A 26,259-nucleotide genomic window follows, 5' to 3' on the forward strand; every position below is an offset into this window, starting at 1 on the left:
GGCTGCGTTGAAATGAGGTTAGCCCAAAATGCGTGTTATCATTTCGGTGGTGTCGCGGCTAAGGTCCGGTGTGGCCAGGATGCGTTCCAGTTGGATTTTGATCTTGGCCTGGCGGGCGCTGTCATAGCGCTTCCAGGTTTGACAGGCTGCACACATGCGCGCGGTGGTTTGCGGATTAAGCGGATCGAGTTTGATCAACCAATCAGCTAGCAAGCTATAAGCGTCGCCACTTTCGTGGTGAAATCCCGCGTGATGGGCCGCGAGCGGCCCAATGACCGAGCGAAAACGATTTGGGTTCTTCATGTCAAAGTCTGTGTGCTGGGTCAGCTTGGCAGTGACAGCCGCGACATCTTGGGGCTTGGCGTGCATAATTTGCAGCGCGAACCATTTGTCGATGACAAGGCGGTCCTCTTTCCATTGTGCATAGAATGCCGAAAGGGCCGCGTCGCCTTTGCCTGCGTCTAGCAGTTTGGCAAGTGCGGCCAGTTGCAATGTCATGTTGTCAGCGGTGGAATATTGTTTTTCTGCGGCTTCGCCTGCATCCAGGCGTGTAAGCATCGAGAGCGCAGCATTGCCCAGCGCGCGTTTGCCTGCGCCTGTGGCATCCGGTTCATAAGCGCCGGTGACTTGGTTTTCGGCATATAGCTGGGGCAGTATGTCGGCCAGTGCCTTGGCCTTGGCGTCGCGCAGGGCTTCGCTTGCAGCGTGAATTTTTGCAGGATCTGGCGTTTCGCCAGCGTCAGCCAAGACACCGGCGAGTTCGGTTTCTGAGGGTTGGCCAACCATCAAGGCGCGGTAAGCTGGGTCAAGGTCTGAGTCGCTTAGGACGGCGTGTAGGCCTGAAAGATAGTCAGGGTTTGGCGCAGCATCATTGCGGATCATGCTTAGCAGCGTGTCGCGGGCCAGATCGCGGCCTGCTTCCCAGCGGTTGAAGGCGTCGGTGTCATGGGCCAGCAAAAAGGCGCGGCGGGCATTGTCGATGTTTTGGTCCAGCATCACCGGGGCAGAGAAGCCACGTAGGATAGATGGGACAGGGCGAGCCGAAAGACCGGTAAAGGCAAAGCTTTGATCTGCTTTTGTCATTTCCAGAATACGGGTGGCGTGGGTTTCACGGCCATCCGCAGCCAAAAGCCCAACCGCGATGGGGATCAGTTTGGCGTCTTTGGTGGTCTGGCCCGGTGTTGTCGCGGTGGATTGTGTGAAGTGCAGCGTAAAGGTGCCGCTTGATGCGTCCCATTCCTCGCGGATTGAAAGTTTGGGCGTGCCGGATTGGCTGTACCAGAGTTTGAACTGGGTCAGGTCGCGGCCGGTGCTGTCCTGGAAGACCGTGATCCAGTCTTCGATCGTGGCGGCGTCGCCATCATGGCGGTCAAAGTAAAGATCCAGCGCTTTGTAGTATTCAGCGTCTCCGACAAGGGTTTTAAGCATGCCGATGACTTCGGCACCTTTTTCATAGACGGTGGAGGTATAGAAATTGTTGATCTCTTGGAATTGCTCTGGGCGTACAGGGTGGCTTAGGGGGCCTTGGTCTTCGGGGAATTGACGCGCGCGCAAGGCCAGCACGTTGTCGATGCGCGCCACAGGGGCAGAGCGCATGTCGGCGGTGAACTGTTGATCACGATAGACGGTCAGGCCTTCTTTGAGGCACAGCTGGAACCAATCGCGACAGGTGATGCGGTTGCCGGTCCAGTTGTGGAAATACTCATGGGCGATGATGGCCTCGATGCGTTCAAAGTTCGCGTCGGTGCTGGTTTCTGGGGACGCAAGCACAGCAGAGGAGTTAAAGACATTTAGGCCTTTGTTTTCCATCGCGCCCATATTGAAATCATCGACGGCCACGATGTTGAAAATATCAAGGTCGTATTCCCGGCCATAGACGTATTCATCCCAACGCATGGATTTTTTCAGTGCCTGCATGCCAAAAGCGCATTTGCCTTCGTCACCGGGGCGCACATAGATATTCAGTTCGACGTCTTTGCCGGATTTGGTGGTGAAACGATCTGGGTGGTTGATCAGGTCGCCAGCCACAAGCGCAAAGAGATAGGCGGGTTTTTTCCATGGGTCAGACCAGTCAGCAAAACCTGGGCCAGATACGCCGGGGTTGCCGTTGGATAGCAGGACTTTTTCATCGCCTTCCACGCGCACATCAAAGGTGGCCATGACGTCAGGGCGATCGGGGTAATAGGTGATCTTGCGGAAACCCTCGGCCTCGCATTGGGTGCAATACATGCCGTTGGACATATAAAGCCCTTCGAGGGCGAAGTTCGTCGAGGGTGAGATTTCAACCTCGGCTTCAAACACAAAGGGGGCGTCGGGCACAGTGGCGGTCAGGCCTGCATCTGTAACGCTGGGTGTGATGTCAGCGCCGTCGATTTTGGCAGAGATCAGTTTGAGCTGTTCGCCATGCAGAAAAAAGGTCTTGTCGGTCGCCTCCGGGTTTGGACGAAACTGAATGCGTGACAAAACGCGGGTTTGTGTTGGGTGCAGTTTGAACGTCAGCTGGACCCCATCGATCAAATAGCCAAAGGGGGTGTAATCCTTGAGGTAAATCGTCTGAGGGGCGGCGTCGCGCATGGGGTGCTCCGTAAATGTGGTGTTACGGCTAGATGTAATGGGATGCGCAGGGGCTGCAAGTGGAATTGGTGTTACGATCTGGAAAGCTGGATGCCAAGGAACACAAAGAGGCCACCGGTTGCGAGGGATGTGCTTTGGCGAAGGCGGTGATTGGTCACTCGGCGTTTTAGATAAAGCGCGATTGCTGCAATTGCTGCATGAACTCCAGACACAGTAATGGCGATCGTCAAATACATCTGAGTAAATTGAAGCGTCACTGAGGCATTGGGATCAATGAACTGTGGAAGGAACGCCGCGAGAAAAATTACCGTTTTTGGATTTCCAGCGGAGACAAGGAATGCCTGAATAAAGCGTTGCCGATGTGTGAGATCGGGCATTGAGGGGAGACTTGCCGTCGAAGCCAAGGGTGTTACAGCGGCGATGTTGCCGTAAATTGTTTTTATGCCCAGATAGATAAGGTAGGCTGCACCACAGAATTTGATTACCTGAAATGCTGTTGAACCTGTCGTAACCAATGCGCCAATGCCCAACGAAACGGCTATGACTATTGCAAGTTGGCACAACAAATTCGCTGCTATTGTGGTCAAGACACTGCGGTACCCAAACCTGAGCGCGTGGGCACAAACCAATAAAACGTTTGGTCCAGGAGAAAGGGTGATCAGAAGGTAGGCCAGGGCAAAAACAAGCCAGGTGTCGAGCTGCATTACAATTCCTTAAGTATAGATATAACTTAATTAGTGGACGTAGCAGTGGCAAACGAATTTGGCCCAACACGATTTGCGCTGGGCCAATTCTTTGGAAACCTGACGGAACTGCTTAAACGTTGAGCAGTCCTTAAAGTGGTGATCTATAGCTTGCCGTTTTCATGGGCCATTTCTGATGGGATTTCAGAAATTGTATCCCAATGCTCTACGATCTTGCCATTTTCGACTCGGAACAGGTCAAAGAAGGCTGTTGGTGCATCGCCAAAGACGCCCTCAGATGCGGTGAAAACAAAGTTACCCTGGGCCACGATAATGGGCGTGTCGGTATAGGCAAAGGCAATGTTGTTCTTGGTGAGGTAGCCGATGAATGCGCCCAAACCCTCTAGACCGTCAGCAACGTTTGGATTGTGTTGATGGTAGTGCGTTGCAGAAATGTAATCAGTGATCTTATCCGGGGCTTTGCCGTGCAGAACATCGGTGACAAAGGCGGTGACCAGTGCTTTGTTTTCTGCAGTTTTGTCCAGGTCTGTGATTTCGGTTGCACCATCTACCATGGACCGACCAGATGCAGTTTCGACGACAGGCACCTGCAGGTTGTCCCAATGTTCGATGACTTTGCCGTTTGCAACGCGGAAAATGTCAAAGGCGACCCAAGCCTCAGCACCAAAGAGTTGAGCGTTTTCATAGGTGTTGTGGGTCACAACCAAGTCACCCTCGGCGATCACACGGTGCGTTGTGATTTCCAGGCCGCTTTCCTTTAGCGCGGGGATAAACCCAATGATGGGCGCAGCGCCGGTGGGCACATACGGGTTGTGCTGGATATAGCCGGGGTCCAGTAGCTCTGTCGCGGCCTGTTGGTCAAAGTTAATAAAAAGCGCGCTGACGGCGGCAAGAACGATTTCGGTTGGGGTCATTGGGTGTTCCTTCGAATCAGTTTCAGAGTTGATCTATATGTGGTATCAAATAGGTACCAGGTATCAATTACGCACTAAAAAGGAACCAAGTATGGTGAAGGGAACCACCCCAACAAATGAAAACGTTGACAACTGCCCTGTGCGACAAGTTCTGGCGAAGGTCACGGGGAAATGGCAGACGTTGATCGTCTTAGCGCTTGGGGATGGGGCATTGCGCTTTGGTGAACTCAAACGCGCGATTGGGGATGTGACCCAACGTGTCTTGACAGAGAACTTGCGGAGCCTTGAACGTGATGGATATTTGACCCGCACCGTAAAGGCGGGCCCTCCGGTATCGGTGCACTATGAATTGACCGAGATGGGGCAAGAGCTGCGCGTCCTGCAAAAGAAAATGGTGATCTGGGCCGCAGAGAGCCATTTGGCCGTTAAGCAAAATCGAGAGGCCTATGACGCAGTCTAGCCAGTGGCAAAGGGTATTGTCTTTGTGGCCCCATGACGTGAAGGGCGCGTATTGCTGAGTATCTTGTCTGGCAGCTTGTTGTTGGGCGAGGGCCAGTTGCGGCGGCGCTTGTCTTGGGGCGCAGTGATCCTGTTGGGCATGATCGTTTTTGTGCGCGCGTAGCGGCGACTATGGGGCCGCTGGGCGGGCGGATTGGTTGGTTGAACGTGCCAAAAGCGGTGAGGTTGAGATTGACTTGAAAAATGCGAAGTTGATTTTGGTAAGATGAATTGTCCAATAATGTTGCTGCTTGGCGGGGAATGACCTAACTCTTGGGCAATTGGATCTATCAAGGAGTCGCATCATGGCGCGTATGGAGAGAGCTGGCTTGCAGGTTGCGGCGGATTATGCGGACTTTATCGAAGGGCAGGCTTTGCCGGGCACCGGCGTTGAAGCGGATGTGTTCTGGCAGGGGTTGAGCAAGCTGGCGCATGAGTATGGTCCAGAAAACGCGGCTTTGTTGGCGAAACGTGAGGATATCCAGCAAAAGATAGATGCCTGGCATGTGGCACGCGCCGGCCAGGCGCATGACGCGGTGGCCTATAAGGCATTTTTGCAAGAGATTGGTTATTTGTCGCCTGAAGGTGATGACTTTCAGATTGAAACCAAGAACGTTGATCCAGAGATCGCATTGGTGCCGGGACCACAGTTGGTCGTGCCGGTGACAAACGCACGCTATGCGCTGAATGCGGCTAATGCACGGTGGGGGTCGCTGTATGATGCGTTCTATGGCACCGATGCGCTGGGCGATTTGCCAGGGGGCAAGGGGTTTGATGCGGCGCGTGGTGCCCGTGTTGTGGCTGCGGCCAAGGCACATCTGGACGAGGTTGTGCCTTTGAAATGGGGCGCTTGGTCGGATGCCAAGGGTTTTGATTTTCAGGATGGGCAGTTTGTTGTCGTCATGGAGACGGGGGCTGCGGCTCTTGCCCGCCCGCAGCAATTCCGAGGGATCACCGAAGATCTGTCTCAGATCATCTTTGTGAAGAACGGTCTGCATATCCGTGTCGTGATCAACCCAAGCCACCCAATTGGCAAAACTGACCCTGCGGGTATTGCAGATGTGATGTTGGAAAGCGCCATGTCAGCGATCATGGATTGCGAAGATTCCGTTGCCTGTGTGGATTCAGAAGAAAAGGTGCAGGCCTATGCCAATTGGCTGGGATTGATGAAGGGTGATTTGGTTGAGAGTTTTGAGAAGGGCGGTCAGACGGTCACGCGGACTTTGGCAGAAGACATCAAGTATAAGTCTGCGGCGGGGGTAGAGCGTCGCCTTAAGGGGCGCGCGCTGTTGTGGGTGCGCAATGTCGGGCATCTGATGACAAACCCCACTGTGCTGGATCGTGATGGTGCCGAGATATACGAAGGGCTGATGGATGCGCTGACCACTGTGATGATTGCGATGCATGATTTGCAGCGCGACGGCGGTAATTCGGTCAAAGGTTCTGTTTATATTGTGAAGCCAAAGATGCATGGGCCACAAGAGGTTGCCTTTGCGGATCGTATCTTTGATTGCGTCGAAGAGGTGCTGGGGCTGCCCAAGCACACCGTTAAGATTGGGATCATGGATGAGGAACGCCGAACCTCGGTGAACCTTAAGGCCTGTATCCGCGCTGCGAAATCTCGGGTGGCCTTTATCAATACAGGGTTCTTGGATCGTACAGGGGATGAGATCCATACCTCTATGGAAGCCGGGCCGTTCTTGCGCAAGGATGCCATCAAAGGCGAAGGCTGGATTGCTGCTTATGAGGCGCTGAATGTGGATACTGGTCTGGAGTGTGGTCTGAAGGGCAAAGCACAGATCGGCAAGGGTATGTGGGCCATGCCGGATTTGATGGCGGCGATGCTAGAGCAAAAGATCGGTCATCCAGAAGCCGGAGCAACCTGTGCCTGGGTGCCAAGCCCAACGGCGGCCACGTTGCACGCGCTGCATTACCATAAGGTGGATGTAATGGCGGTGCAGGACAAGTTGTTGGCGGGGGGGCACCGTGCCTCTGTGGATGACATCCTTGAGATACCGTTGGCGGTACAGCCTGACTGGAGTGCTGAGGATATTCAGCGTGAGGTCGAGAACAATGCGCAGGGCATTCTGGGATATGTGGTGCGCTGGGTTGATCAAGGCGTTGGTTGTTCGAAAGTACCAGACATCAATGACGTTGGCTTGATGGAGGATCGTGCGACCTGTCGGATAAGTTCGCAACATTTAGCGAATTGGCTGCATCATGATGTGGTGAATGCCCAAGACGTGATGGGTGCGATGCGCAAAATGGCCGCTGTGGTTGATGGGCAAAATGCTCATGATCCACTGTATCAGCCTATGGCTCCCGGATTTGATGGGATCGCCTTTCAGGCGGCTTGTGATTTGGTCTTTAAAGGGCGCGTTCAACCTTCAGGCTACACTGAACCCGTGTTGCATGCGCGTCGGTTGGAATTGAAAGCCAGCTGACACTAAATGCTTGGGCGGGCCTTTGGGCAAAATGTATTTACCACCAGAGGAGCCAACTGAGGGTGGCTTGATGCAATGGTCCAAGGCCGCAACGTCTATGGCGAGCGCTGGGCGCGAAGGGCGCATTATCCATGGCGCGAGGTGATTGGTTTGAATGTGAGTACTTTGGGATATTTGGGCGGCAGCATTCATTGCGCCACCCAACAAATGCCGCAGATTTCGTATGTTTTCCCGGAAAATTGGTTTGAAACACAGCGCAACTCGGCAATGATAGATTTAACAATAGGGCGCGCTGGGCGTCAAACATACGGGTAGGGAACATCATGGCAGACATTTCATTGCGTAAGGCGCGCACCATCATTCGCAAGACATTGGAAAAGGGCCGGGAAATGGATCTGAAACCGCTGTCTGTCGTGGTTTTGGATGCGGGCGGGCATGTGATTGCGTTCGAACGCGAAGATACAGCGGCACCGGGGCGGTTTGGGATCGCCCACGGTAAAGCGCATGGCGCGGTTATGCTGGGCATGGCTGGACGTGCGCAGATGGCGCGGGCGGAACAGCAGGCTTACTTTATGGCGGCGGTCAACGGTGTTTACGGCGGGCAAGTGGTGCCCGTGCCCGGCGGCATTCTGGTGCGTGGTAAAAAAGGCGAGGTGATTGGCGCAATCGGCGTCACAGGCGACACCTCTGAAAATGATGCCGAGGCGGGTTTGGCTGGCATTTCGGCTTCTGGTCTTGAGGGCGAAGCCTAGCAGGTAGCAGGTCGGGGATGGAGCGTGTGTTGACTGCGTGCAACTTCACAAGCGGCTGCGCGTGTCTGCCTCTGGCAGTCTTGGGGTGTTACTGTAAACTATGACAAAAGCGCAGTGAAAGGATCCTTATGCGTCGCCCTATAGTTGGCATTATTGGCAATCAATACCTGATTGACGATTCCTATCCAGCCCATGCGGGTGGGCAAATGAATTCCCAAGCGATTGCAGCGGTTGCGGGATGTATGCCGCTTTTAATTCCAGCAGATCCACAGTTGGTGTCAGTGCCGGAATTGATGCAAACCTGCGACGGTTTTTTGCTGACCGGTGGGCGTCCGAACGTGCATCCAAATGAATACGGCGAAGATCCAACTGAAGCGCATGGGCAATTTGACCGGGCGCGGGATGCGGTTGTTTTGCCTTTGGTGCGCGCCTGCGTTGAGCGGGGGCAGCCCTTTTTGGGGATTTGTCGTGGTTTTCAAGAGGTGAATGTCGCGATGGGTGGTTCTCTCTACCCAGAAATTCGCGATTTGCCGGGCCGTACAAACCACCGGATGCCGCCAGATGGCACCTTGGAAGAAAAGTTTGAATTGCGCCACGATGTGACCTTTACCAAAGATGGAGTGTTTCACAAATTGATGGGGGCCTCTGAGGTTCTGACCAACACTTTGCATGGTCAAGGTATCAAGCGCCCCGGAGACCGCATTGTGATAGACGGAACCGCGCCTGATGGTACACCAGAGGCAACATATATCAAAGATGCTCCGGGATTTACCTTGTCTGTTCAATGGCATCCAGAGTGGAACGCGCAACACGATCCTGTGAGCCGCCCCTTATTTGAAGCATTTGGGGATGCGGTGCGCGGGTGGTCAGCCCGCACCAGCCGCGCCGCCTGACATCTGTTTAGACGGATTTAGTTTGCATGCCGCGCACCATGCGCAAAACGTTGCGGCGGGGCAAAAGCGGGGTGATCCAATTCAATAAGAAGGACAGGCGCCTTTCGTTGATCACAATAAGCTTGCCAGACATCATGCCCTGGTAACCCAGTTTTGCGACATTTTCAGCGGAATCGCCCTTTTGATTGACCAGACCTGTGTTTTCCAAATTTGCCGTGGCGGCGAATTCGGTACGCACAAGGCCCGGGTTCAGACAGGTGACGGTCACACCTTTGTCGCGGAGTTCTTCGTCAAGCGCCTGACTGTAAGACATCACAAAGGCTTTGCTGGCAAAATAGACCGCTTGCAGCGGGCCGGGCATCATCGCCGCTGTTGAGGCGACATTCAGAATTTTACCCGCTCCTTTGGCTGCCATTTGGCCTCCCAAATCATGGCTGAGCTCTGCCAAAGATTTGATATTCAGGTCAATCATGGCGGATTCGTCGGCCCAATCTCGGTCGATATGTATCCCATGACCACCAAATCCGGCGTTATTGATCAATATATCCACCGAGAGGTTTCGCGCGGCAATCTCTGCCAAAAGGGATTTTGCACCCTCGGCGGCACCGAGATCCAGCGCGATGACATGGGCCGTGATCCCAAATTTTGTTTCCAATTCGACCTTTAGCGTGTCCAAGGCGCCTTTGCGTCGCGCGGTGATAATTACGTCGCCGCCTTTTGCAGCATGGTAGCGGGCAAATTCTTTGCCGATGCCAGAGGAAGCACCGGTGATAAGGGCGAGGCTTTTCATTTCATATCCTAAGCAAGTTTAAGTAGAGGGGCGTTTGTGTCGAAGTGACATATTTAGTATATTTTGTCATAATGTCAATTGACAAAATTAGCCAATATTGTCAGAACACAAAAATGGAAGAAAAACGATCTCTCGACAAAGACCCCAAGGTGGTGTCGATTCTGGACGCGGCCTTTCAGGCCTTTGCCATGTATGGGTTCCGGCGTACCTCGATGGAGGATATTGCAAAGGGGGCAGGTATTTCGCGCGCTGCGGTCTATCAGCACTTTAAAAACAAGGACGAAATTTTTCGCACCTTGGTGACGTGGTATTATCATGATGCATATAAGAACGTCGGTGAAGCGCTGATCAAAAACGGCAGCGTAACTGACATTTTGTTGGCGGCGTTTCAGGCGCAAAGCGGCCCGGCGTTTAAGGTGTTGTTGGATTCGCCGCATGGCGAAGAATTGCTGGATTCCAAAAGGACAGGCGCAGGCGATATCGTGGCAGAAGGAGAGGCGCGCATTGCTGGGCTTTACGCAGATTGGTTGGATCGTCTGTCCCGTGAAGGGCAGGTTGATCTGGCCCGGGTTTCTGGTTCAGCCGGGGAAATCGCTGATGCCATGATGTCGGGGCTGCGTGGGGCGAAGGCCCATGGTCCTTCTTTTGAAGATTATGCCCGGGGTCGCGATAGTCTGGCGCGGCTTTTTGGCCAGGGCTTGGCGGTCTAAGAGAAGGCTTTATTCCGGCTCGGGAATGCCGAGTTCGGTGCGTTTTTTCTTGGAGAGTCCGGCGCTGATCAACCCATATGATATTTGGATATGGGCTTTTAATTCGGCATCCGAAAGGCCCGGCGTGTCATATTGCTGGAGCCACTTCATGCCGCGAGATGCTAAATAGGGTGCAGGGCGAATACCCGGTTGCTCTTGCAGCACTTCAAATGCAATCGGGGCCACCTTAAAGGTGAAGGCAGGGTTGCCTTCGTACCATCCGCAGATCGCAAACACTTTGCCGCCAACTTTCCAAACATCTGCGTCACCCCACTGCACAACATGCGTGGTTGCAACAAATTCGCTGCAGAACTGATTGAATTCATTGCGGTTCATAATAATTCCCTGCTGACCGTTGCACCATAGCGCTGCTGGTGACTGCGCTTCAAGTCCGGTTTTTTGGGCAACGATTGCTGCAATGCAGAAAAAATCACTTGCGAAATAAAATTGCGTCTTTAATAGGGTGTGTGACAGAATTGTACGTTATGACCTGTGGGGCCATATCTGACGTTTAGCGTGTATGGCCGCGAAACAGCAAAGATTTCGCCTGGTTTTGTCAAAAAAATGACGTCGCGGCACAAAAATCACCGCGGGCGGTTAAAGGGATGGGTGCGAAATGTCGCAAACCCATCATTAGCTGTCGCACAGCCTTGTGAATAAGGTGCGATCAAAGTAAAGAGCTTCCGGAGCGGCGAAGACCGTTTAGGGGAAAAGAAAGTTCTGTATAGGGGGACTGGAAACGTGAGAATCGGAACGCCAAAGGAGATCTTTGAGGGTGAGGCGCGCGTCGCTATGACCCCGGACTCCGCCAAGCAATTGCAAAAGCTTGGATATGAATGTGCGATTGAGAAAGGTGCAGGGATTGCTGCAGGTTTTTCAGACGCCACTTACGAAGCGGCAGGTGTTGAGGTCATCAAGACCGCAGCAGCGCTTTGGAAAGACGTCGATATTATTGCCAAGGTGCGTCAGCCCGAAGCAGTTGAGCTAAAGCGACTATCGAAGGGTAAAACTTTGATTTCTTTCTTCAACCCAGCTGGGAATGAAGAGGGTATGGAAGCTGCCAAGTCCACCGGCGCGAATGTGATCGCGATGGAAATGGTGCCTCGTATTTCGCGGGCTCAAAAAATGGATGCACTGTCGTCCATGGCCAACATCGCGGGTTATCGTGCCGTGATCGAAGCCGGTAACAATTTTGGCCGTTTCTTTACGGGCCAAATCACTGCGGCGGGTAAAGTACCACCTGCCAAAGTTCTGGTTGTTGGTGCGGGGGTTGCCGGATTGGCTGCCATCGGAACGGCAACGTCTTTGGGTGCGATCACCTATGCGTTTGACGTGCGTCCAGAAGTGGCCGAGCAAGTCGAATCCATGGGTGCCGAATTTGTCTATCTGGATTTTGAAGAAGAACAGCAAGATGGTGCCGCAACCGGTGGTTATGCGGCGGTGTCCAGCCCAGAATTCCGCGAAGCACAGCTGGCGAAGTTCCTGGAATTGGCGCCCGAGGTTGACATCGTGATCACAACTGCGTTGATCCCGAACCGTCCGGCACCAAAGCTATGGCTTGAAAATATGATTGCGGCGATGAAGCCGGGATCAGTTATTGTTGATTTGGCAGCAGAGCGGGGCGGCAACGCCGAAGGCACTGTGGCGGATGAGAAAGTTGTCACCGACAACGGCGTGACCATCATTGGTTACACCGATTTCCCATCGCGCATGGCCGCACAATCTTCGACTTTATATGCGACCAACATCCGCCACATGATGACGGACCTGACCCCTGAAAAAGATGGTCAGATCAATCACGACATGGAAGATGACGTCATTCGCGGTGCAACCGTGACGTTTGACGGGGATATCACGTTCCCACCGCCACCGCCTAAAGTGCAGGCGATTGCAGCGCAGAAACCAAAAGAAGTGGTGCCTGAGCTGACAGCGGAAGAAAAGCGTGCAGCGGAAGTTGCGGCGTTCAAACAGCAGACCAAGAACCAAGTGATGTTGCTTGGCGGTGGCGGCGCTTTGTTGCTGTTGGTTGGTCTGGTTGCTCCGGCCTCGTTCATGCAGCACTTTATCGTGTTTGCCCTGGCGTGTTTTGTCGGTTTTCAGGTTATCTGGGGCGTCGCGCACAGCTTGCACACCCCTTTGATGGCTGTGACCAACGCGATCTCTTCGATCATCATCTTGGGGGCTTTGATGCAGGTCGGGTCAGGGTCTTTCCTTGTTATCCTATTGGCGTCGCTGTCTATTTTCATGGCCGGGATCAATATCTTCGGTGGTTTCCTCGTAACACGGCGCATGCTTGCCATGTTCCAGAAATCTTAAGGAGGTCGAGCAAATGGAATTTGGTTTCACAACTGCCGCTTACGTTGTTTCGGCTGTTCTTTTCATTCTGTCTTTGGGCGGTCTGTCTGGTCAAGAAAGCGCAAAACGCGCTGTATGGTATGGCATTGTGGGGATGGCTTTGGCCGTTGCTGCAACGCTGGTTGGCCCGGGTTCGGGTCTGTGGTTGCTGTCGATCCTGCTGATCGCGGGGGGTGGCTCTATCGGCTACTATGTGGCAACAAAAGTGCAGATGACAGAGATGCCGCAGCTGGTGGCTGCGATGCACTCGCTGGTGGGTCTGGCTGCTGTTTTTGTTGGTCTGATCGCGCATTTCGAATTGAACCGCGTATTGGGCATGGACGAGGCCACACGCCACGGTCTGGACGGGTTTGCCGGTCTTTTGGCGCATAAAGATGGCGTCGAGATTTCGATCCTGCGGGTCGAGTTGTTCTTGGGTGTCTTTATTGGTGCGGTCACCTTTACTGGTTCCATCATTGCCTATGGCAAATTGGCGGGCAAAGTTGACACCACAGCCAAGAAACTGCCGGGCGGCCACATGTTGAACGCCTCTGCAGCGGCGATTTCTGCGCTAACGTTGATCTGGTACTTTAACACCGGCGGCTTTTTCCCGCTGTTCATCATGACATTGGCGGCGCTGTTCATTGGGTATCACCTGATTATGGGCATCGGCGGCGCAGACATGCCGGTTGTTGTTTCTATGCTGAACTCCTACTCCGGTTGGGCTGCGGCAGCGATTGGTTTCTCCCTCGGCAACGACCTTCTGATCGTTGTGGGTGCGCTGGTTGGTTCCTCCGGTGCGATCTTGTCCTACATCATGTGTAAGGCGATGAACCGTTCGTTCGTCAGCGTTATCCTTGGTGGTTTTGGCGGCACAACAGGTCCGGCAATGGAAGTCGAAGGCGAGCAGATCGCAATCGACGCAGACGGTGTTGCGACCGCCTTGGAAGAAGCAGACTCTGTCATCATCATTCCGGGCTACGGCATGGCGGTTGCGCAGGCCCAGCAGAATGTTGCTGAGCTAACACGTCGTTTGCGTGCCAAAGGCAAAGAGGTGCGCTTTGCAATCCACCCGGTTGCGGGTCGTTTGCCAGGTCACATGAACGTTTTGTTGGCCGAAGCAAAAGTGCCTTATGACATCGTGATGGAAATGGATGAGATCAACGAGGACTTCCCGGAAACGGATGTTGCGATCGTGATTGGCTCCAACGACATCGTGAACCCAGCGGCCCAAGAAGATCCGAATTCGCCCATCGCGGGCATGCCGGTTCTGGAATGCTGGAAAGCAAAGCAGGTGTTTGTTTCAAAACGGGGTCAGGGCACCGGGTATTCCGGCATCGAAAACCCGCTGTTCTACAAAGAGAACACCCGCATGTTCTATGGCGATGCCAAAGCATCCCTCGATACATTGCTGACTATGATCCAGTAAAAAAGATGTTTGAAAAATGGAAGCTCCGCCCAATGGGCGGAGTTTTTTTATGTCGGTTACTCGGCTGCCGCGACCTGAGGAAACCCATGATCTGGCGTCCATCCCTGATCCTGCCAATGCACGGCAACACCATGAAGCGCCTTGATCGCTGTGTGTAGATCACGGCCTTGTGCGGTAAGCTCATAGCTGACTGCGGGTGGAGCGGTTGACATTTGTTTGCGCAGAACGATGCCCGCGCTTTCCAGCGTTCTGAGGCGTTCTGTTAGCACCTTGGCCGAAATTGTGGGCATCAGTCCTAGCATTTCGCCAAATCGCAAGGGCCCCTCTGTCACGAGGAGCCAAATGACATAGGTTGTCCAGCGCCCCGTGATGGTTTTTAAAAGCGGGTCAACGGGGCAAGAATTGTGTTCCATTTCGATCCTTACTAGGCGGTAACCGGTTACCAATAAGTGCATACTTACTTTTTGTAAGTATGTGCGCCATCTCTGCTTTGCAATCAAAAAGGAGAGTGGGATGCCACGTGTAGAAGTGATTTATTTTTCTGGTTTTGGACATACGGCCAAACAAGCTGAGGCGATTTTGGGGGGGGCATCTGAGGTCAGCGATGCGCGCCTGTGGGCGATCCCTGAGGATGGTTTGGTGTCTGAGGCGCTGTGGGAAGCGGCAGACAGCGCGGATGCTATTATTTTTGGCGGTCCCACTTATATGGGGGGTGTGCCCTGGCAGTTTAAACGATTTGCTGACGATAGCTCTAAGCGTTGGTTTAGCGGTGCATGGGCGAACAAATTCGCTGGTGGCTTTACCAACTCTGCAAGTTTTGTTGGTGATAAGGGAGAGACAATGGGGTATCTTCAGACTCTGGCTGCACAGCATGGCATGATCTGGGTTTCCTTGGGACAACCCCCTGCAAATGCTTTGGAGCATGGTCCAACCGATATGAACCGATTGGGTGGCAGTGCAGGTGCCTTAGCTGTTTCTCCTTCGGATGCAAGTTCAGAGCAAGCACCTGAGGCCGGTGATTTGCAATCTGCTCATGCCTATGGCCGGAGGGTTGCAGCGATAGCTGAAGCCAAAATAATCGTCTGACTTGGAAGAAATAGAAGAGGGTGCCTTTTGGCACCCTTTTTGGTTGAACATGCTAAAGTGGCGCGCGCAACCGGAGAAATTTTGATGGAAAAGGTAAACGGCATTGGTGGTTTCTTCTTTCGGAGTGAAGATCCGCAGGCGATGGCAGAGTGGTATCAAACCCATCTGGGGATTGACCCCGTGGCGGAGGTTCCGTGGTCAACCGCGGCGGGACACACGGTCTTTGCCCCTTTTGCCAGAGATACGGATTATTTCGGCCGTGAAAGCCAGCAATGGATGATCAATTTTCGTGTTTCGGACATGGATACAATGATTGCACAACTGTCGCTTGCGGGAATCGCTGTTGAAACACGTGCCGAATGGGATGGGGCATATGGACGTTTTGCGCGTATTCACGACCCCGAAGGTAATCCAATTGAATTATGGCAACCGCCGGCGCTAACCACCTAAAAAAACCCAGTGCAACGGCTTTGCCAAAATTGCGGGCCGCTTTCAGTCACTTACGACGATTTCCCTTGGCTTCGCGACGGCTTGGCACAAAATGTCAGGTGATTGTATACCAATGTATCCATGTAACACACTGAAATAAATAAATTTTCTTTACAATTGCAGCGGCCTGCGTAGGGTGTGATCCGGTAAAGGAGCCCACTATGACGCCTATTGATGATCATCCGTTGCGCTATCGATTGGCCAATGAGCTGCATGCGCGGCCATTCCCGGCCTTCGGCGCTCCGGCGACGGCTTGTTTTCTTGCGATTAAGAAGGAAAAAGGCGCGGCGGGACGCAACAAAGACGAAGATCTGCATTATCTGATTAAATTGCTGGATCGCTATGGGGCACCTCATCCGCAGCCCGGGGCGACGCATTATTCGGGCACGATTGGTCGGCATCAGGTCAAATGGGAACAGCACACCGAATTTGTGACGTTTATGGTGTTTTCCCAAGACGTATCAAGCCGGGCCTTTGATCCAGCTGATTTTGAAGTCTTTCCAGAAGACTGGCTTGCGGAAACCACTGGCGTACGGATTTCGTCGATCTTGATCCGGGTTGTGATGCGACCTGATGAAGACACTCTCGCTAAAAATTTGAAAGATTGGTTTGTGGCCGAAAGCCTGGCCACCAGCGAGGTACTGGACGGATCTGCGGTGATCGCCGGTGACTTTCGCATCGACCCGGCAGGGCATTTGCGGTTTGCAGTTTTCCCATCCGAGGGCACCGGTGAGCAACGCATAGGCCGGATTGTGCAGCGGTTGTGTGAAATCGAGACCTATAAGTCGATGTCGATGTTGGGTTTTTCACGGGCAGGCAACATGGCATCACATATGGGGGCATTAGAGGCCGAGCTGACCTCGGTGATGGGGGACATGAGCGGCGATGTACCAGCCGAGAACACTCTGGACGCTTTGTTGACAATTTCATCGGAAATCGAAGCATTGGTTGCGAGGGCGTCGTACCGGTTTGGGGCAACGCGGGCCTACGAGGCGATTGTGGATCAGCGCATCAATGTGTTGCGCGAAGCGCGCTATGGACGGCGCCAGACCTTTCGAGAGTTTATGATGCGGCGATATGATCCCGCGATGCGCACGGTGGGTTCAACTGAAAAACGCTTGGCAGCGCTTTCTGATCGCGCGATTCGTGCCGGAGATTTGTTGCGTACAAAAGTGGATGTCGCTCGGTCAGCCCAAAACCAGTCTTTGCTAGCTAGTATGGACCGGCGCGCGGATTTGGCTTTGCGCTTGCAAGAAACAGTCGAGGGTCTGTCTGTGGTGGCGATTGGCTATTACGCGGTCTCGCTTGCGGCGTATTTGTTTTATCCGTTGTCTGGGCCAATGGGGATTTCTAAGGGCACGTTGACGGCGGCGCTGGTGATACCCGTTTTGCTGCTAGTCTGGGCTATGATCCGACGAATAAAGGCGCGGATGCACTAGCGACTTGATTGCCTCTCTTGAGTCTATACAGAGGGGACGCGGGCCATATTGTGGCCTATGATCAAGGAAAGACTGATGCCGGAACGTCTGTCACAACGCGCCATATTGGAATTCCTAGTCGGTTTTCCAACCGTGAGCGCACGCAGTAACTTGGATTTGGTGGACTGGGTCGAAGCCTACCTAATGTCGCACCAGATTCTTTGTTATCGGATGTTGAACGCGGCAGGTGATAAAGCCGCACTTTATGCGCATGTTGGGCCAAATGTGCCGGGCGGCGTTGTGCTGTCTGGTCATACCGATGTGGTGCCGGTGGAAGGCCAAGCCTGGGAAAGCGATCCGTTTGAGGTGATTGAAAAGGCCGGTCGGCTATATGGGCGTGGCACCTGTGACATGAAGGGCTTTGATGCTTTGGCGATATGGGCTCTTGTCGAGGCGCGCTATTCAACATTGGCACGTCCCTTGCAGTTGGCGCTGAGCTATGACGAAGAAATTGGCTGTTTGGCAGCCCCTGATATGATTGACGCGATGCAGGCTGCGCTGCCCAAGGCCGGCGTTGCGATTGTTGGCGAACCCACCGGTATGAAAACGGTGACAGGGCACAAAGGCACCATTGGGTTTGATATTCATCTGCGTGGCCACGAGGTGCATTCGTCGATGTTGCATCAGGGGGTCAGCGCCATCATGTCGGGCGCAGAGTTGATCACATGGGCCAATCAGCAAAATGCGGCTGCGGCGGCTGACGTGCCTTCTGAAATGGCAGCACCCTTTGACCCTCCGTTCACCACGATGCATGTGGGCCAGATCTCTGGTGGCACAGCCCATAATATCACGGCAAAAGACTGCCGGTTTGATCTTGATTTTCGCGTGGTGCCTGGCGACGATCCTGAGCGTTGTAAGCGGCGCTTTCTTGAGCGCCTTCGCCAGTTGGATGCTGAAATGAAAGCTGTGGTTGCGACAACTGGAGTTGACGTTGAAATGGGGTTTGATGTGCCGCCTTTGGTTCCAGAACACAATGGTGCAGCGGAGACATTGGTGCGCAGATTAACCGGAGACAACAGCCGTAATGTGGTGTCTTATGCCACCGAGGGCGGTCAGTTTCAGCAAGCTGGATATTCGACGGTTGTCTGTGGACCGGGTGACATCGCCCAAGCCCATCAAGCCAACGAGTATCTAGAGCTGTCACAGTTCAAACTGGGTCATGACTTTATGAAAGCATTGCTGCAAGATATGCGCCTAACGCGCTGATAGTAAGAGAGATTGACAAAGTCTATGGCTGTTAAGAATAGATTTGCGGAACTGCATGAAAACATAACAGCCCTACGCCATGATTTGCATGCGCACCCTGAAATCCTGTTTGAGACGCACCGAACATCGGCGCTGGTGGCCGAGAGGCTGCGGGCTGTCGGCTGTGATGAGGTAGTGACCGGGATTGGCCGCACCGGGGTTGTCGGCGTCATCAAGGGCCAGTCGGTTACATCAGGCAAGGTGGTTGGGTTGCGAGCGGATATGGATGCGCTGCCCATTCAAGAGGCCACTGGGTTAGATTATGCTTCGACCACAGAGGGGGCAATGCATGCCTGTGGGCATGATGGGCACACTGCCATGTTGCTGGGCGCGGCGGAATACCTGACAGAGACCCGAAATTTTGATGGCACGGTGGTGTTGATTTTTCAGCCTGCAGAAGAAGGCGGTGGCGGCGGCCGTGAAATGTGCCAAGACGGTTTGATGGACCGGTTTGGCATTCAGGAAGTCTATGGGATGCACAATTGGCCTGGCATGCCGACGGGGTCTTTTGCCATTCGTCCGGGGCCGTTTTTTGCCGCCACAGATTTGTTTGAAATCACGGTTCAGGGCAAGGGCGGGCATGCGGCAAAACCGCATGAAACAATTGACAGCACGGTGATGGCCAGCCAGTTGGTCTTGGCACTGCAAACAATAGCCAGCCGCAATGCAGACCCGGTTGATCCTGTGGTAATCTCGGTGACATCCTTTGAAACAAGTTCGAAGGCGTTCAATGTTATCCCGCATGCGGTGACCTTGCGCGGTACCGTGCGCACCCTAAGCAAAGACATGCGGCAATTGGCAGAAGAGCGCGTCAAAGCGCTGTGTGCGCTGCAATGTGAAAGCTTTGGCGGACAGGCCATTGTGGACTATCGCCGGGGATACCCGGTGATGGTCAATCATCCGGATCAGACCGAATTTGCCGCTCAGGCAGCGCGCAGCGTGTCGGGACAATGCGACAAAGCCCCGTTGATCATGGGCGGAGAAGACTTTGCTTATTTGTTAGAAGAACGCCCTGGTGCTTATATTCTGGTGGGCAATGGTGATAGCGCGATGGTGCATCATCCGGCTTATAATTTTAACGACGAGGCCATTCCGGCAGGGTGCAGCTGGTGGGCTGAAATCGCCGAACAGCGTATGCCACTCAGCTCTTAATTAACAGCGTTGTGCAGCAGCGCGAGTAGTTTAACAGACACGTCTTTGCGAATTTCAGCGCCTTTTGTGACATAGGCGTATGCAGATTTTTGCATTGTTTCCAAATCGTTGCTGGCATGAAGTTCAAGCAATGCGTGACCAAGTTGATCTGCGGTGTCAACCTGTCGAGCTGCCCATATCCCATCTAGGTCAGCATAGGCCTGTGCAAAGTTCGCATAAAGCGGTCCGTGCAAAATAGCGCAGTTAAAATGCGCCGGTTCAAACGGGTTGTGACCGCCAACGGGCACAAAGGAACCGCCGATAAAGGCCTGTGGTGCCAGGCTGTAAAATAGCCCGGTTTCACCAAGGGTATCTGCAAGGTAAATCTCGGTGTCGCGATTGGGGTTCTCAGATTTGCTGCGTTGGGCCACTGTCCAACCGCGTGATTTGAGCATTGTAGCTATGGCATCGCCCCGTTCCGGGTGACGGGGCAGCAAGACCAAAAGCGCATCATCCTCTTGCGCTTGAAACTGTTTGTGCGCGCTTGCGACCAGTTCTTCTTCGCCAGGGTGGGTTGAACTGGCAAGCCAAAGCGGGCGCTGACCAAATTCGGAGGCAAGCAAGTCGCGTTGGTTTTCGTCGACGGGCAGGGGATCAGAAGAGATTTTCAGATCTTGCGTAACGCTTACATTTACTGGGTTTGCACCAAGATTTGTAAGGGCTGTAGCCGTCTTTTGTGTCTGACACAGGACGAGCGAAAAACGGGATAGTAAGGCTTTGGCAAGTCGTGGGAAACGTGACCAGCTTTTGATAGACTTTTCCGACAAACGCGCATTGATCAGTGCCAATGGAATGCCGCGATCACCAAGGTTGACAATCTGGCGTGGCCAAATTTCGCTTTCAACAAACACCGCCATGTCTGGGTGCCAATGGGTCAGAAAACGCTGTGTGGCCTTCGCGGTATCAAGCGGCGAATACTGGTGTAAACAACGTTCTGGTAGCCGTGTTTCGGCCAATTTGGCGGCAGTGGCGGTTGTTGTGGTAACCAAAATTGTGGTGTCTGCAGCTTGCTTTATCAGCGTGGGCAATAGACCCAGAATGGACTGGAATTCGCCAACTGACACTGCGTGTATCCAGACAAGTTTGCCTGTTGGTCGTGGCAATGTTGCGTGCCCAAGGCGTTCCTGCGCTCGCGTCGGGGAAACACCGGCGTCTTGTAGTTTTTTTACTGCATGATTGGCGATTTGGCGTGCAAAAAGGCGCGTGACAAGCGCATAGAGCCGATAAATCGGTGGCAAGGACAACGCAGGGCGCACCGACATCAGCCGCCTGTGTGGCTCATATGGCGAGACATTTGGCCTTCGACCTTTTGTCGAGAATAGTCAAAATCATGCCCCTTTGGTTTAAGCTTGATCGCGTCACGGATCGCTGTTTCCAAATGGTCATCATCTTTGTGTTGTCGCAATGGGTCCCGCAAATCTGCCATGTCTTCTTGACCAAGGCACATGTAAAGTTCGCCTGTACACGTCAGACGCACACGGTTGCAGCTTTCACAAAAGTTATGGGTCAATGGGGTGATAAAGCCAATTTTTTGCCCGGTTTCTTCCAGACGCACGTAACGGGCCGGGCCACCTGTGCGTTCTGCAAGTTCGGTCACTGTATAGTTTTTTTCCAGGTCAGCCTGCAGATCCTTAAGCGACCAATATTGGTCAAGCCGATCTTCCTCGCCCATATCGCCCATGGGCATGACTTCTATCCAGGTCAAATCCATGTCCCGTTCGGCGCACCACTGCGTGATTGGCAGAAGCTCGTCGTCGTTTACGCCCTTGAGCGCAACGGCATTGATTTTGACGCGCAGACCGGCCTTTTGGGCGGCGTCAATGCCGCGAATAACGTTGTCAAGTTTGCCCCAGCGGGTCACCTTCGCAAATTTTTCAGTGTCGATGGTATCCAGTGAAATATTCACCCGCCGCACGCCACAGTCAAAAAGCTCGTCAGCAAATCTGTGCAACTGGCTGCCATTTGTGGTCAGCGTCAGTTCCTTAAGGGCACCGCTGTCCAAGTGGCGCGACATTGCGCGAAAAAAGCTCATGATATTGCGTCGTACCAAAGGCTCGCCGCCGGTGATCCGCAACTTTTGCACACCCAGTTTTACAAAGGTCGAACACATGCGGTCCAGTTCTTCGAGGGTGAGCAAGTCTTTCTTAGGCAGAAAGGTCATATCCTCGGACATGCAATAGACGCAGCGAAAATCGCAGCGATCTGTTACGGAAACCCGCAGGTAATCGATGGGGCGTTGGAAAGGGTCTATCAATGGCGCTGTCATAGGGTAGACTTAGGCCTATGCGCCCGTAGGAGCAAGAGAAATTGGGGTTTTAAGGATTCTGAAATGATGAAGTATTTCTGGATTTCGACGGTTTTCGTGGCCGTGACGGGATGTGCACAGGTCGAAAAGCTTGGTTTGGGCAAAAAGACGCCAAGTCAAAGCAGAGCAGCACCTGCGGATCCGGCATTAGGGCTTGTTCGCCCGGTGGCGCGTGGAGATTTGGGCGGGGATCTGGCCAAATCCGGTGCTGAGCAACTAGATTTGACAAGTAAAACGGGTACAAAATCAGGGGTGTTGGGGGTGACAATTGCCAGCCTTGGCGACGCGCGACAGCCTGGAATGTGGCTTAAGACCCCATTGGTTGAGGCCCCACAGCCTGGTCAGGTCATTTTTGGCAGCAAAAGTGCTGATGTGCAGTTGCTGCCGCTTGATGGTCCTTTGACCGCCGGCAGCCAGATTTCCTTGCAAGCGATGCAGGCCCTTGGTGCCCCGCTGACGGGGCTGCCAGAATTGAAGGTGCGCGCGTTTTAACCGGGCAAGTGGCGCGCGGCTTCTTTTTGCGCAAAGGGTTTCATCGCATTGCCATGAGTCGCCAAAAAGGCGCGGGTGCGGTCGGGGTCATGTTTGGATAGGTCACGCAACCACCATGCGATTGATTTTTGGATAAACCATTCTGGGTCAGACACATAGCTGGCGGCCCAACCCAGCACTCGATCGCGTATTTCCAGATCAAGTGGTTTGGGAAAGTTTTGTTTGGTCCAAGGCAACGTGGCCACAAGTGCTGCGCGGCGTGTCCACATGTGGTCTGAAGTTATCCAGGTCTCAACGATATCAAGGCGCGTGGGATCTGCCACCAGCCGTTTTTGGATCGCCGCACAGGCGTGATCTGCTATCGCCCAGCTGTCAAATTCAGGCACCCAGGTCTGCATCAGTTCCCAAGCTTGATCGTCTGGGCGCAAACGGGCTTGTGTCAGCAATTTTGCGGCTGCAATTCGGGCCTCGAAAATATCACTTTCCCATAGGGCCTTTGCAAGCGTCAGCCGCTGCGTCACTGACAGGGTCTGTCGCCACGTTTTTGTCAGGTCATTCAAGGCAGGGTTTGGCACTCCAAGCACAATTCGGGTTTGCTTGTGGTAGGCTGCCTTTTGCTCGGCGCGCCCGGGTTCCACGTGCTGCATAAGTTGCGCGAGGGCCTCGTCATAAGTCATTCGACGGTAACCGATTTTGCAAGATTGCGCGGTTGATCCACATCGGTGCCTTTGGCGACTGCGGTGTGATAGGCCAGCAATTGTGCGGGCAGCGCATAGAGGATTGGGCTGAGAACTGGTGAGATGGGTGGCATTTTGATGACCTGCCACGCGCCATCCGCTGCCTCGGTTGCGCCGGTGCTGTCGGTGATCAACAACACTTTTCCGTTGCGCGCCATGACTTCTTGCATGTTTGAGATCGACTTATCAAAAAGCGCGTCGCGCGGGGCCATCACAACAACTGGAACTGCTTTGTCAATCAGTGCGATGGGGCCGTGTTTTAGCTCTCCTGATGCATAGGCTTCGGCATGTATATAGCTGATTTCTTTTAGTTTTAATGCACCTTCTAAGGCTAGAGGATACATGACGCCGCGGCCTAGAAACAGGATATCGCGTGCTTCTGCCAGCTTGCGCGCCACTTTCTTGATTTCACGGTCACATTCCAAAGCCGTGTTCATAATCCCCGGCAATGCCCGAAGGGCTGACAAGTGATCCGTCAGGGTTTTTGGATCTATAACTCCCCGGTCAGAGGCAGCCTTAAGTGCCAACATTAACAGGACGGTAAGCTGACAGGTGAAAGCTTTGGTTGAGGCCACACCAATTTCGGTGCCTGCAAGAATGGGCAGCGCGATGTCACTTTCGCGCGCAATGGAGCTTTCTGCGACGTTCACAACCGATACAATTTTTTCCGCTTTTCCCTGACAATAGCGCAGGGCAGCCAAGGTATCGGCGGTTTCGCCGGATTGGCTCACAAACAGGGCCACGGTGCCTTTGGTGATGGGCGGCTCGCGGTAGCGGAATTCTGAAGCAATATCGACTTCGACTGGAATTCCAGCTAACTGCTCAAACCAGTATTTTGCGGTAAGGCAGGCAAAGGATGCTGTTCCGCAGGCAACCATTGTCAGGCGTTCGACCTTGCTGAAATCCAAATCCGCGCCCGGCAACACAACTTCGGTGCCAGTGGAAGACAGATAATGGCGCACGGCTTCGCCAATGACTGTGGGTTGTTCGGCAATTTCTTTGGACATGAAGTGCTTGTGGCCTGCTTTGTCCACCCGCGCAGAGTCGATCTGGATTGTCTTTTTGGCACGGTTGGCAAGCTCGCCGGCTTCGTTGCGAATTTCCAGAGACGTGCGGGTGATGACAGCGCTGTCACCTTCTTCAAGATAGGTGATTTCGTCGGTCAAAGGGGCCAGAGCAATGGCGTCAGACCCGACAAACATTTCGCCGTTGCCGTGACCGATGGCCAATGGTGATCCTTTGCGGGCAGCCACGATCAAATCGTCCTCACCCTCAAACAGAAAGGCCAGGGCAAAGGCACCGTGCAGGCGCGACAGAGATTTGCGAGCTGCATCGACAGGCGACATACCGTCGTTCATATATTTTTGCGTCAGTAGCGCTACAGTCTCGGTGTCTGTTTCTGTTTGAAACGACAAACCGCAGTCGGCAAGTTCTTGGCGCAACTCGCGAAAGTTTTCAATAATGCCATTATGGACCACGGCCACGGGGCCAGCTTGATGAGGGTGTGCATTGTCTACCGAGGGCGCACCGTGGGTTGCCCAGCGGGTGTGACCGATGCCCGATTTTCCGCGCAGTGGTTCGTGCACTAACAGATCAGACAGGTTGACCAATTTACCGACAGCCCGTCGCCGCGTCAGCGCGCCATCATCGACGGTTGCAATGCCCGCGCTGTCATAGCCGCGGTATTCAAGACGCTTTAACGCCTCGACAAGCAAAGGGGCTGCTTCGTGATTACCTAATACGCCAACAATTCCACACATTACTTTGATCCCTTTGCCATTTTGGCTTTTTTGGCGCGCAGCATTTCAAACAGTTTGCGTGCCATGCCTGGTTTGCTGACTTGCTGGGCCCTTGCAATCGCAAGTGCGCCATTTTCGACAGTCTTGGTGACTACCGAACCGCTGGCTGTCATGGCGTCATCCCCAACGGTGACCGGGGCCACCAGCATTGTATTTGAGCCGATAAAGGCGTTTTTGCCTATGATGGTTTTATGTTTCATGACCCCATCATAGTTGCAGGTGATTGTGCCCGCACCGATGTTGGTTTTTTCGCCAACCGACGCATCCCCGATATAGCTAAGGTGGTTCACCTTAGCGCCTTCGTCGATGATGGCGTTTTTGATTTCAACGAAATTGCCAATATGCACGTCTTCGGCGAGCTCTGCACCGGGGCGCAGGCGCGCATAGGGGCCAACTGTACCACCGCGCGACACATGGGCACCCTCTAGGTGAGAGAATGCCCGAATGCGGGTGCCGCTTTCTATGGTGACTTCAGGCCCAAAGAAAACGTTTGGCTCGATCACGCTATCACGACCGATGACCGTATCAAGGCTCAGATAAACAGAACTTGGATCTACCAGTGTAACGCCGTCATCCAACAATGTCGCACGCGCGCGGGACTGAAAGGCGGCCTCGGCCTCGGCCAAATGAGCGCGAGAATTCACGCCCATCGTTTCTGATGCATCACAGGAGATTGCCGTTGTGGTTAGTCCCTTTTGTTGGGCAACTTTGACCACATCAGTCAGATAGTATTCCCCTGATGCATTATCATTATTTGTGGCGTCCAGCAGGTCAAAAAGCGTATCGCTTTTGGCTAGCATAACGCCACTATTACAAAAGGTTACGTCGCGCTGCTCGTCTGTCGCATCAGAAAATTCCACGATTTCAGAAAGCTGATCATTATGCATGATCAGGCGGCCATATTTTTCAGTTGGATCAGCTTGAAACCCTAGCACCACCACGGCGTTATTTGCCCGGGCGGCCACCATCCGTTCTAGAGTTTCTGGTTGAATAAAGGGTGTATCCCCATAGAGCACAATGACATCGCCAGCGAAGCCTTGCAGAGCGTCGCGGGTGACCATGACCGCATGGCCGGTGCCATTTTGTTCGGTTTGGTCAACGACGATGGCATCGGCGTCATATTTCTTGGCAGCCTTTGTGACAGCTGCGATCCCGTGACCTGCCACAACAACGGTGCGTTCGGGCATCAGCGTTGCGCCAGCCTTCATTGCGTGAACCAACATCGGCGCGCCTGCTATTTCGTGCAAAACCTTTGGCAGGTCGGAATTCATCCGTGTGCCTTTGCCTGCGGCAAGGATGACCAGTGCGATGCTCATTTTTGTTTTCTCTTTGTAATTGGCTTGCGCCCGTTTTATC

The 26,259-nt window shown here is 53.6% G+C and carries 25 protein-coding genes; 14 read left to right on the forward strand and 11 right to left on the reverse strand.

All coding sequences use genetic code 11. The features are described 5' to 3' along the window. Positions 1-18 precede the first annotated feature (18 nt). From pepN to ABXG94_RS02680, 3 genes are all read right to left on the reverse strand, one after another. Positions 19-2,574, reverse strand: a complete 2,556-nt coding sequence (pepN, locus tag ABXG94_RS02670; RefSeq protein WP_353532139.1) for an aminopeptidase N — start codon at positions 2,572-2,574, stop codon at positions 19-21. Between the two features lie 71 nt (positions 2,575-2,645). Next, complete coding sequence (locus ABXG94_RS02675) at positions 2,646-3,278, reverse strand: LysE family translocator (RefSeq protein WP_353532140.1); 633 nt, start codon at positions 3,276-3,278, stop codon at positions 2,646-2,648. Positions 3,279-3,421: 143 nt separating this feature from the next. Further along, complete coding sequence (locus ABXG94_RS02680; RefSeq protein ID WP_353532141.1) at positions 3,422-4,192, reverse strand: nuclear transport factor 2 family protein; 771 nt, start codon at positions 4,190-4,192, stop codon at positions 3,422-3,424. Positions 4,193-4,283: 91 nt separating this feature from the next. Here ABXG94_RS02680 and ABXG94_RS02685 point away from each other — a divergent pair, with 91 nt between their 5' ends. The 5 genes from ABXG94_RS02685 to ABXG94_RS02705 all read left to right on the forward strand — a co-directional run bounded on the left by ABXG94_RS02685 (position 4,284) and on the right by ABXG94_RS02705 (position 8,779). Next, positions 4,284-4,652, forward strand: coding sequence for a winged helix-turn-helix transcriptional regulator (locus tag ABXG94_RS02685; RefSeq protein WP_353532143.1), 369 nt, complete (start codon positions 4,284-4,286; stop codon positions 4,650-4,652). A 343-nt stretch (positions 4,653-4,995) separates the two neighbouring features. After that, a complete protein-coding gene (locus ABXG94_RS02690) occupies positions 4,996-7,134 on the forward strand; it encodes a malate synthase G (RefSeq protein ID WP_353532144.1) in 2,139 nt (712 codons plus the stop codon). Positions 7,135-7,209: 75 nt separating this feature from the next. Next, entirely contained in the window at positions 7,210-7,449 is a 240-nt protein-coding gene (locus ABXG94_RS02695) for an agmatine deiminase family protein (protein ID WP_353532145.1), read from the forward strand. 8 nt (positions 7,450-7,457) lie between these two features. Continuing rightward, positions 7,458-7,886, forward strand: a complete 429-nt coding sequence (locus tag ABXG94_RS02700; protein WP_353532146.1) for a GlcG/HbpS family heme-binding protein — start codon at positions 7,458-7,460, stop codon at positions 7,884-7,886. A gap of 128 nt (positions 7,887-8,014) precedes the next feature. Continuing rightward, on the forward strand, positions 8,015-8,779 hold the full coding sequence (locus ABXG94_RS02705) for a gamma-glutamyl-gamma-aminobutyrate hydrolase family protein (protein ID WP_353532148.1): 765 nt from the start codon (positions 8,015-8,017) through the stop codon (positions 8,777-8,779). A gap of 7 nt (positions 8,780-8,786) precedes the next feature. Here the strand turns inward: ABXG94_RS02705 and ABXG94_RS02710 are convergent, their stop codons facing one another. Beyond that, positions 8,787-9,569: an SDR family NAD(P)-dependent oxidoreductase gene (locus tag ABXG94_RS02710; protein ID WP_353532149.1), complete on the reverse strand. Its 783-nt coding sequence runs from the start codon at positions 9,567-9,569 to the stop codon at positions 8,787-8,789. A 113-nt stretch (positions 9,570-9,682) separates the two neighbouring features. On the opposite strand from ABXG94_RS02710, the gene ABXG94_RS02715 reads away from it, so the two are divergent. Further along, the gene (locus ABXG94_RS02715; protein WP_353532150.1) at positions 9,683-10,279 is read left to right on the forward strand and encodes a TetR/AcrR family transcriptional regulator; all 597 of its coding nucleotides are present in this window, start codon (positions 9,683-9,685) and stop codon (positions 10,277-10,279) included. A 9-nt stretch (positions 10,280-10,288) separates the two neighbouring features. Here ABXG94_RS02715 and ABXG94_RS02720 read toward each other — a convergent pair whose 3' ends face one another. After that, entirely contained in the window at positions 10,289-10,654 is a 366-nt protein-coding gene (locus ABXG94_RS02720; RefSeq protein ID WP_353532151.1) for an MmcQ/YjbR family DNA-binding protein, read from the reverse strand. A gap of 405 nt (positions 10,655-11,059) precedes the next feature. On the opposite strand from ABXG94_RS02720, the gene ABXG94_RS02725 reads away from it, so the two are divergent. Both ABXG94_RS02725 and ABXG94_RS02730 read left to right on the forward strand, forming a co-directional pair. Then, entirely contained in the window at positions 11,060-12,634 is a 1,575-nt protein-coding gene (locus tag ABXG94_RS02725) for a Re/Si-specific NAD(P)(+) transhydrogenase subunit alpha (protein ID WP_353532152.1), read from the forward strand. A 13-nt stretch (positions 12,635-12,647) separates the two neighbouring features. Then, a complete protein-coding gene (locus ABXG94_RS02730) occupies positions 12,648-14,081 on the forward strand; it encodes an NAD(P)(+) transhydrogenase (Re/Si-specific) subunit beta (protein ID WP_353532153.1) in 1,434 nt (477 codons plus the stop codon). 56 nt (positions 14,082-14,137) lie between these two features. On the opposite strand, the gene ABXG94_RS02735 is transcribed toward ABXG94_RS02730, so the two are convergent. Then, entirely contained in the window at positions 14,138-14,494 is a 357-nt protein-coding gene (locus ABXG94_RS02735; RefSeq protein WP_353532154.1) for a winged helix-turn-helix transcriptional regulator, read from the reverse strand. A gap of 100 nt (positions 14,495-14,594) precedes the next feature. Between ABXG94_RS02735 and ABXG94_RS02740 the strand changes: the two genes are divergently transcribed. From ABXG94_RS02740 to ABXG94_RS02760, 5 genes are all read left to right on the forward strand, one after another. Next, positions 14,595-15,167, forward strand: a complete 573-nt coding sequence (locus ABXG94_RS02740; RefSeq protein WP_353532155.1) for a flavodoxin family protein — start codon at positions 14,595-14,597, stop codon at positions 15,165-15,167. Positions 15,168-15,251: 84 nt separating this feature from the next. Then, positions 15,252-15,617 (forward strand): VOC family protein, encoded by a 366-nt coding sequence (locus tag ABXG94_RS02745; RefSeq protein ID WP_353532156.1) that lies wholly within the window; start codon positions 15,252-15,254, stop codon positions 15,615-15,617. A gap of 200 nt (positions 15,618-15,817) precedes the next feature. Next, on the forward strand, positions 15,818-17,095 hold the full coding sequence (locus ABXG94_RS02750; RefSeq protein WP_353532157.1) for a DUF3422 family protein: 1,278 nt from the start codon (positions 15,818-15,820) through the stop codon (positions 17,093-17,095). 75 nt (positions 17,096-17,170) lie between these two features. After that, positions 17,171-18,340: an acetylornithine deacetylase gene (argE, locus tag ABXG94_RS02755; RefSeq protein WP_353532158.1), complete on the forward strand. Its 1,170-nt coding sequence runs from the start codon at positions 17,171-17,173 to the stop codon at positions 18,338-18,340. A 24-nt stretch (positions 18,341-18,364) separates the two neighbouring features. Then, entirely contained in the window at positions 18,365-19,531 is a 1,167-nt protein-coding gene (locus ABXG94_RS02760) for a M20 aminoacylase family protein (protein WP_353532159.1), read from the forward strand. Here the strand turns inward: ABXG94_RS02760 and ABXG94_RS02765 are convergent. Both ABXG94_RS02765 and moaA read right to left on the reverse strand, forming a co-directional pair. After that, positions 19,528-20,832, reverse strand: coding sequence for a 3-deoxy-D-manno-octulosonic acid transferase (locus tag ABXG94_RS02765; protein ID WP_353532160.1), 1,305 nt, complete (start codon positions 20,830-20,832; stop codon positions 19,528-19,530). The two genes, ABXG94_RS02760 and ABXG94_RS02765, sit on opposite strands and share 4 nt — an antisense overlap. Continuing rightward, positions 20,832-21,836 (reverse strand): GTP 3',8-cyclase MoaA, encoded by a 1,005-nt coding sequence (gene moaA, locus ABXG94_RS02770; protein ID WP_353532161.1) that lies wholly within the window; start codon positions 21,834-21,836, stop codon positions 20,832-20,834. The genes ABXG94_RS02765 and moaA overlap by 1 nt, the downstream gene beginning before the upstream one ends. A 63-nt stretch (positions 21,837-21,899) precedes the next feature. Between moaA and ABXG94_RS02775 the strand changes: the two genes are divergently transcribed. Then, a complete protein-coding gene (locus tag ABXG94_RS02775; RefSeq protein ID WP_353532163.1) occupies positions 21,900-22,367 on the forward strand; it encodes a hypothetical protein in 468 nt (155 codons plus the stop codon). Here the strand turns inward: ABXG94_RS02775 and ABXG94_RS02780 are convergent. Genes ABXG94_RS02780 through glmU form a run of 3 tightly spaced genes read right to left on the reverse strand, consistent with a single transcriptional unit; the run spans position 22,364 to position 26,219 of the window. Then, positions 22,364-23,044, reverse strand: a complete 681-nt coding sequence (locus ABXG94_RS02780) for a DNA alkylation repair protein (RefSeq protein WP_353532164.1) — start codon at positions 23,042-23,044, stop codon at positions 22,364-22,366. The genes ABXG94_RS02775 and ABXG94_RS02780 overlap by 4 nt on opposite strands. Continuing rightward, the gene (gene glmS / locus ABXG94_RS02785) at positions 23,041-24,864 is read right to left on the reverse strand and encodes a glutamine--fructose-6-phosphate transaminase (isomerizing) (RefSeq protein WP_353532165.1); all 1,824 of its coding nucleotides are present in this window, start codon (positions 24,862-24,864) and stop codon (positions 23,041-23,043) included. Before glmS ends, ABXG94_RS02780 begins: the two co-directional genes overlap by 4 nt. Next, positions 24,864-26,219 carry a bifunctional UDP-N-acetylglucosamine diphosphorylase/glucosamine-1-phosphate N-acetyltransferase GlmU gene (gene glmU, locus ABXG94_RS02790; protein WP_353532167.1) on the reverse strand — a complete coding sequence of 452 codons (1,356 nt, stop codon included), beginning with the start codon at positions 26,217-26,219 and terminating at the stop codon, positions 24,864-24,866. Before glmU ends, glmS begins: the two co-directional genes overlap by 1 nt. Positions 26,220-26,259: the final 40 nt, after the last annotated feature.

The organism is Cognatishimia sp. WU-CL00825, from assembly GCF_040364665.1.
Classification (GTDB): domain Bacteria; phylum Pseudomonadota; class Alphaproteobacteria; order Rhodobacterales; family Rhodobacteraceae; genus Cognatishimia.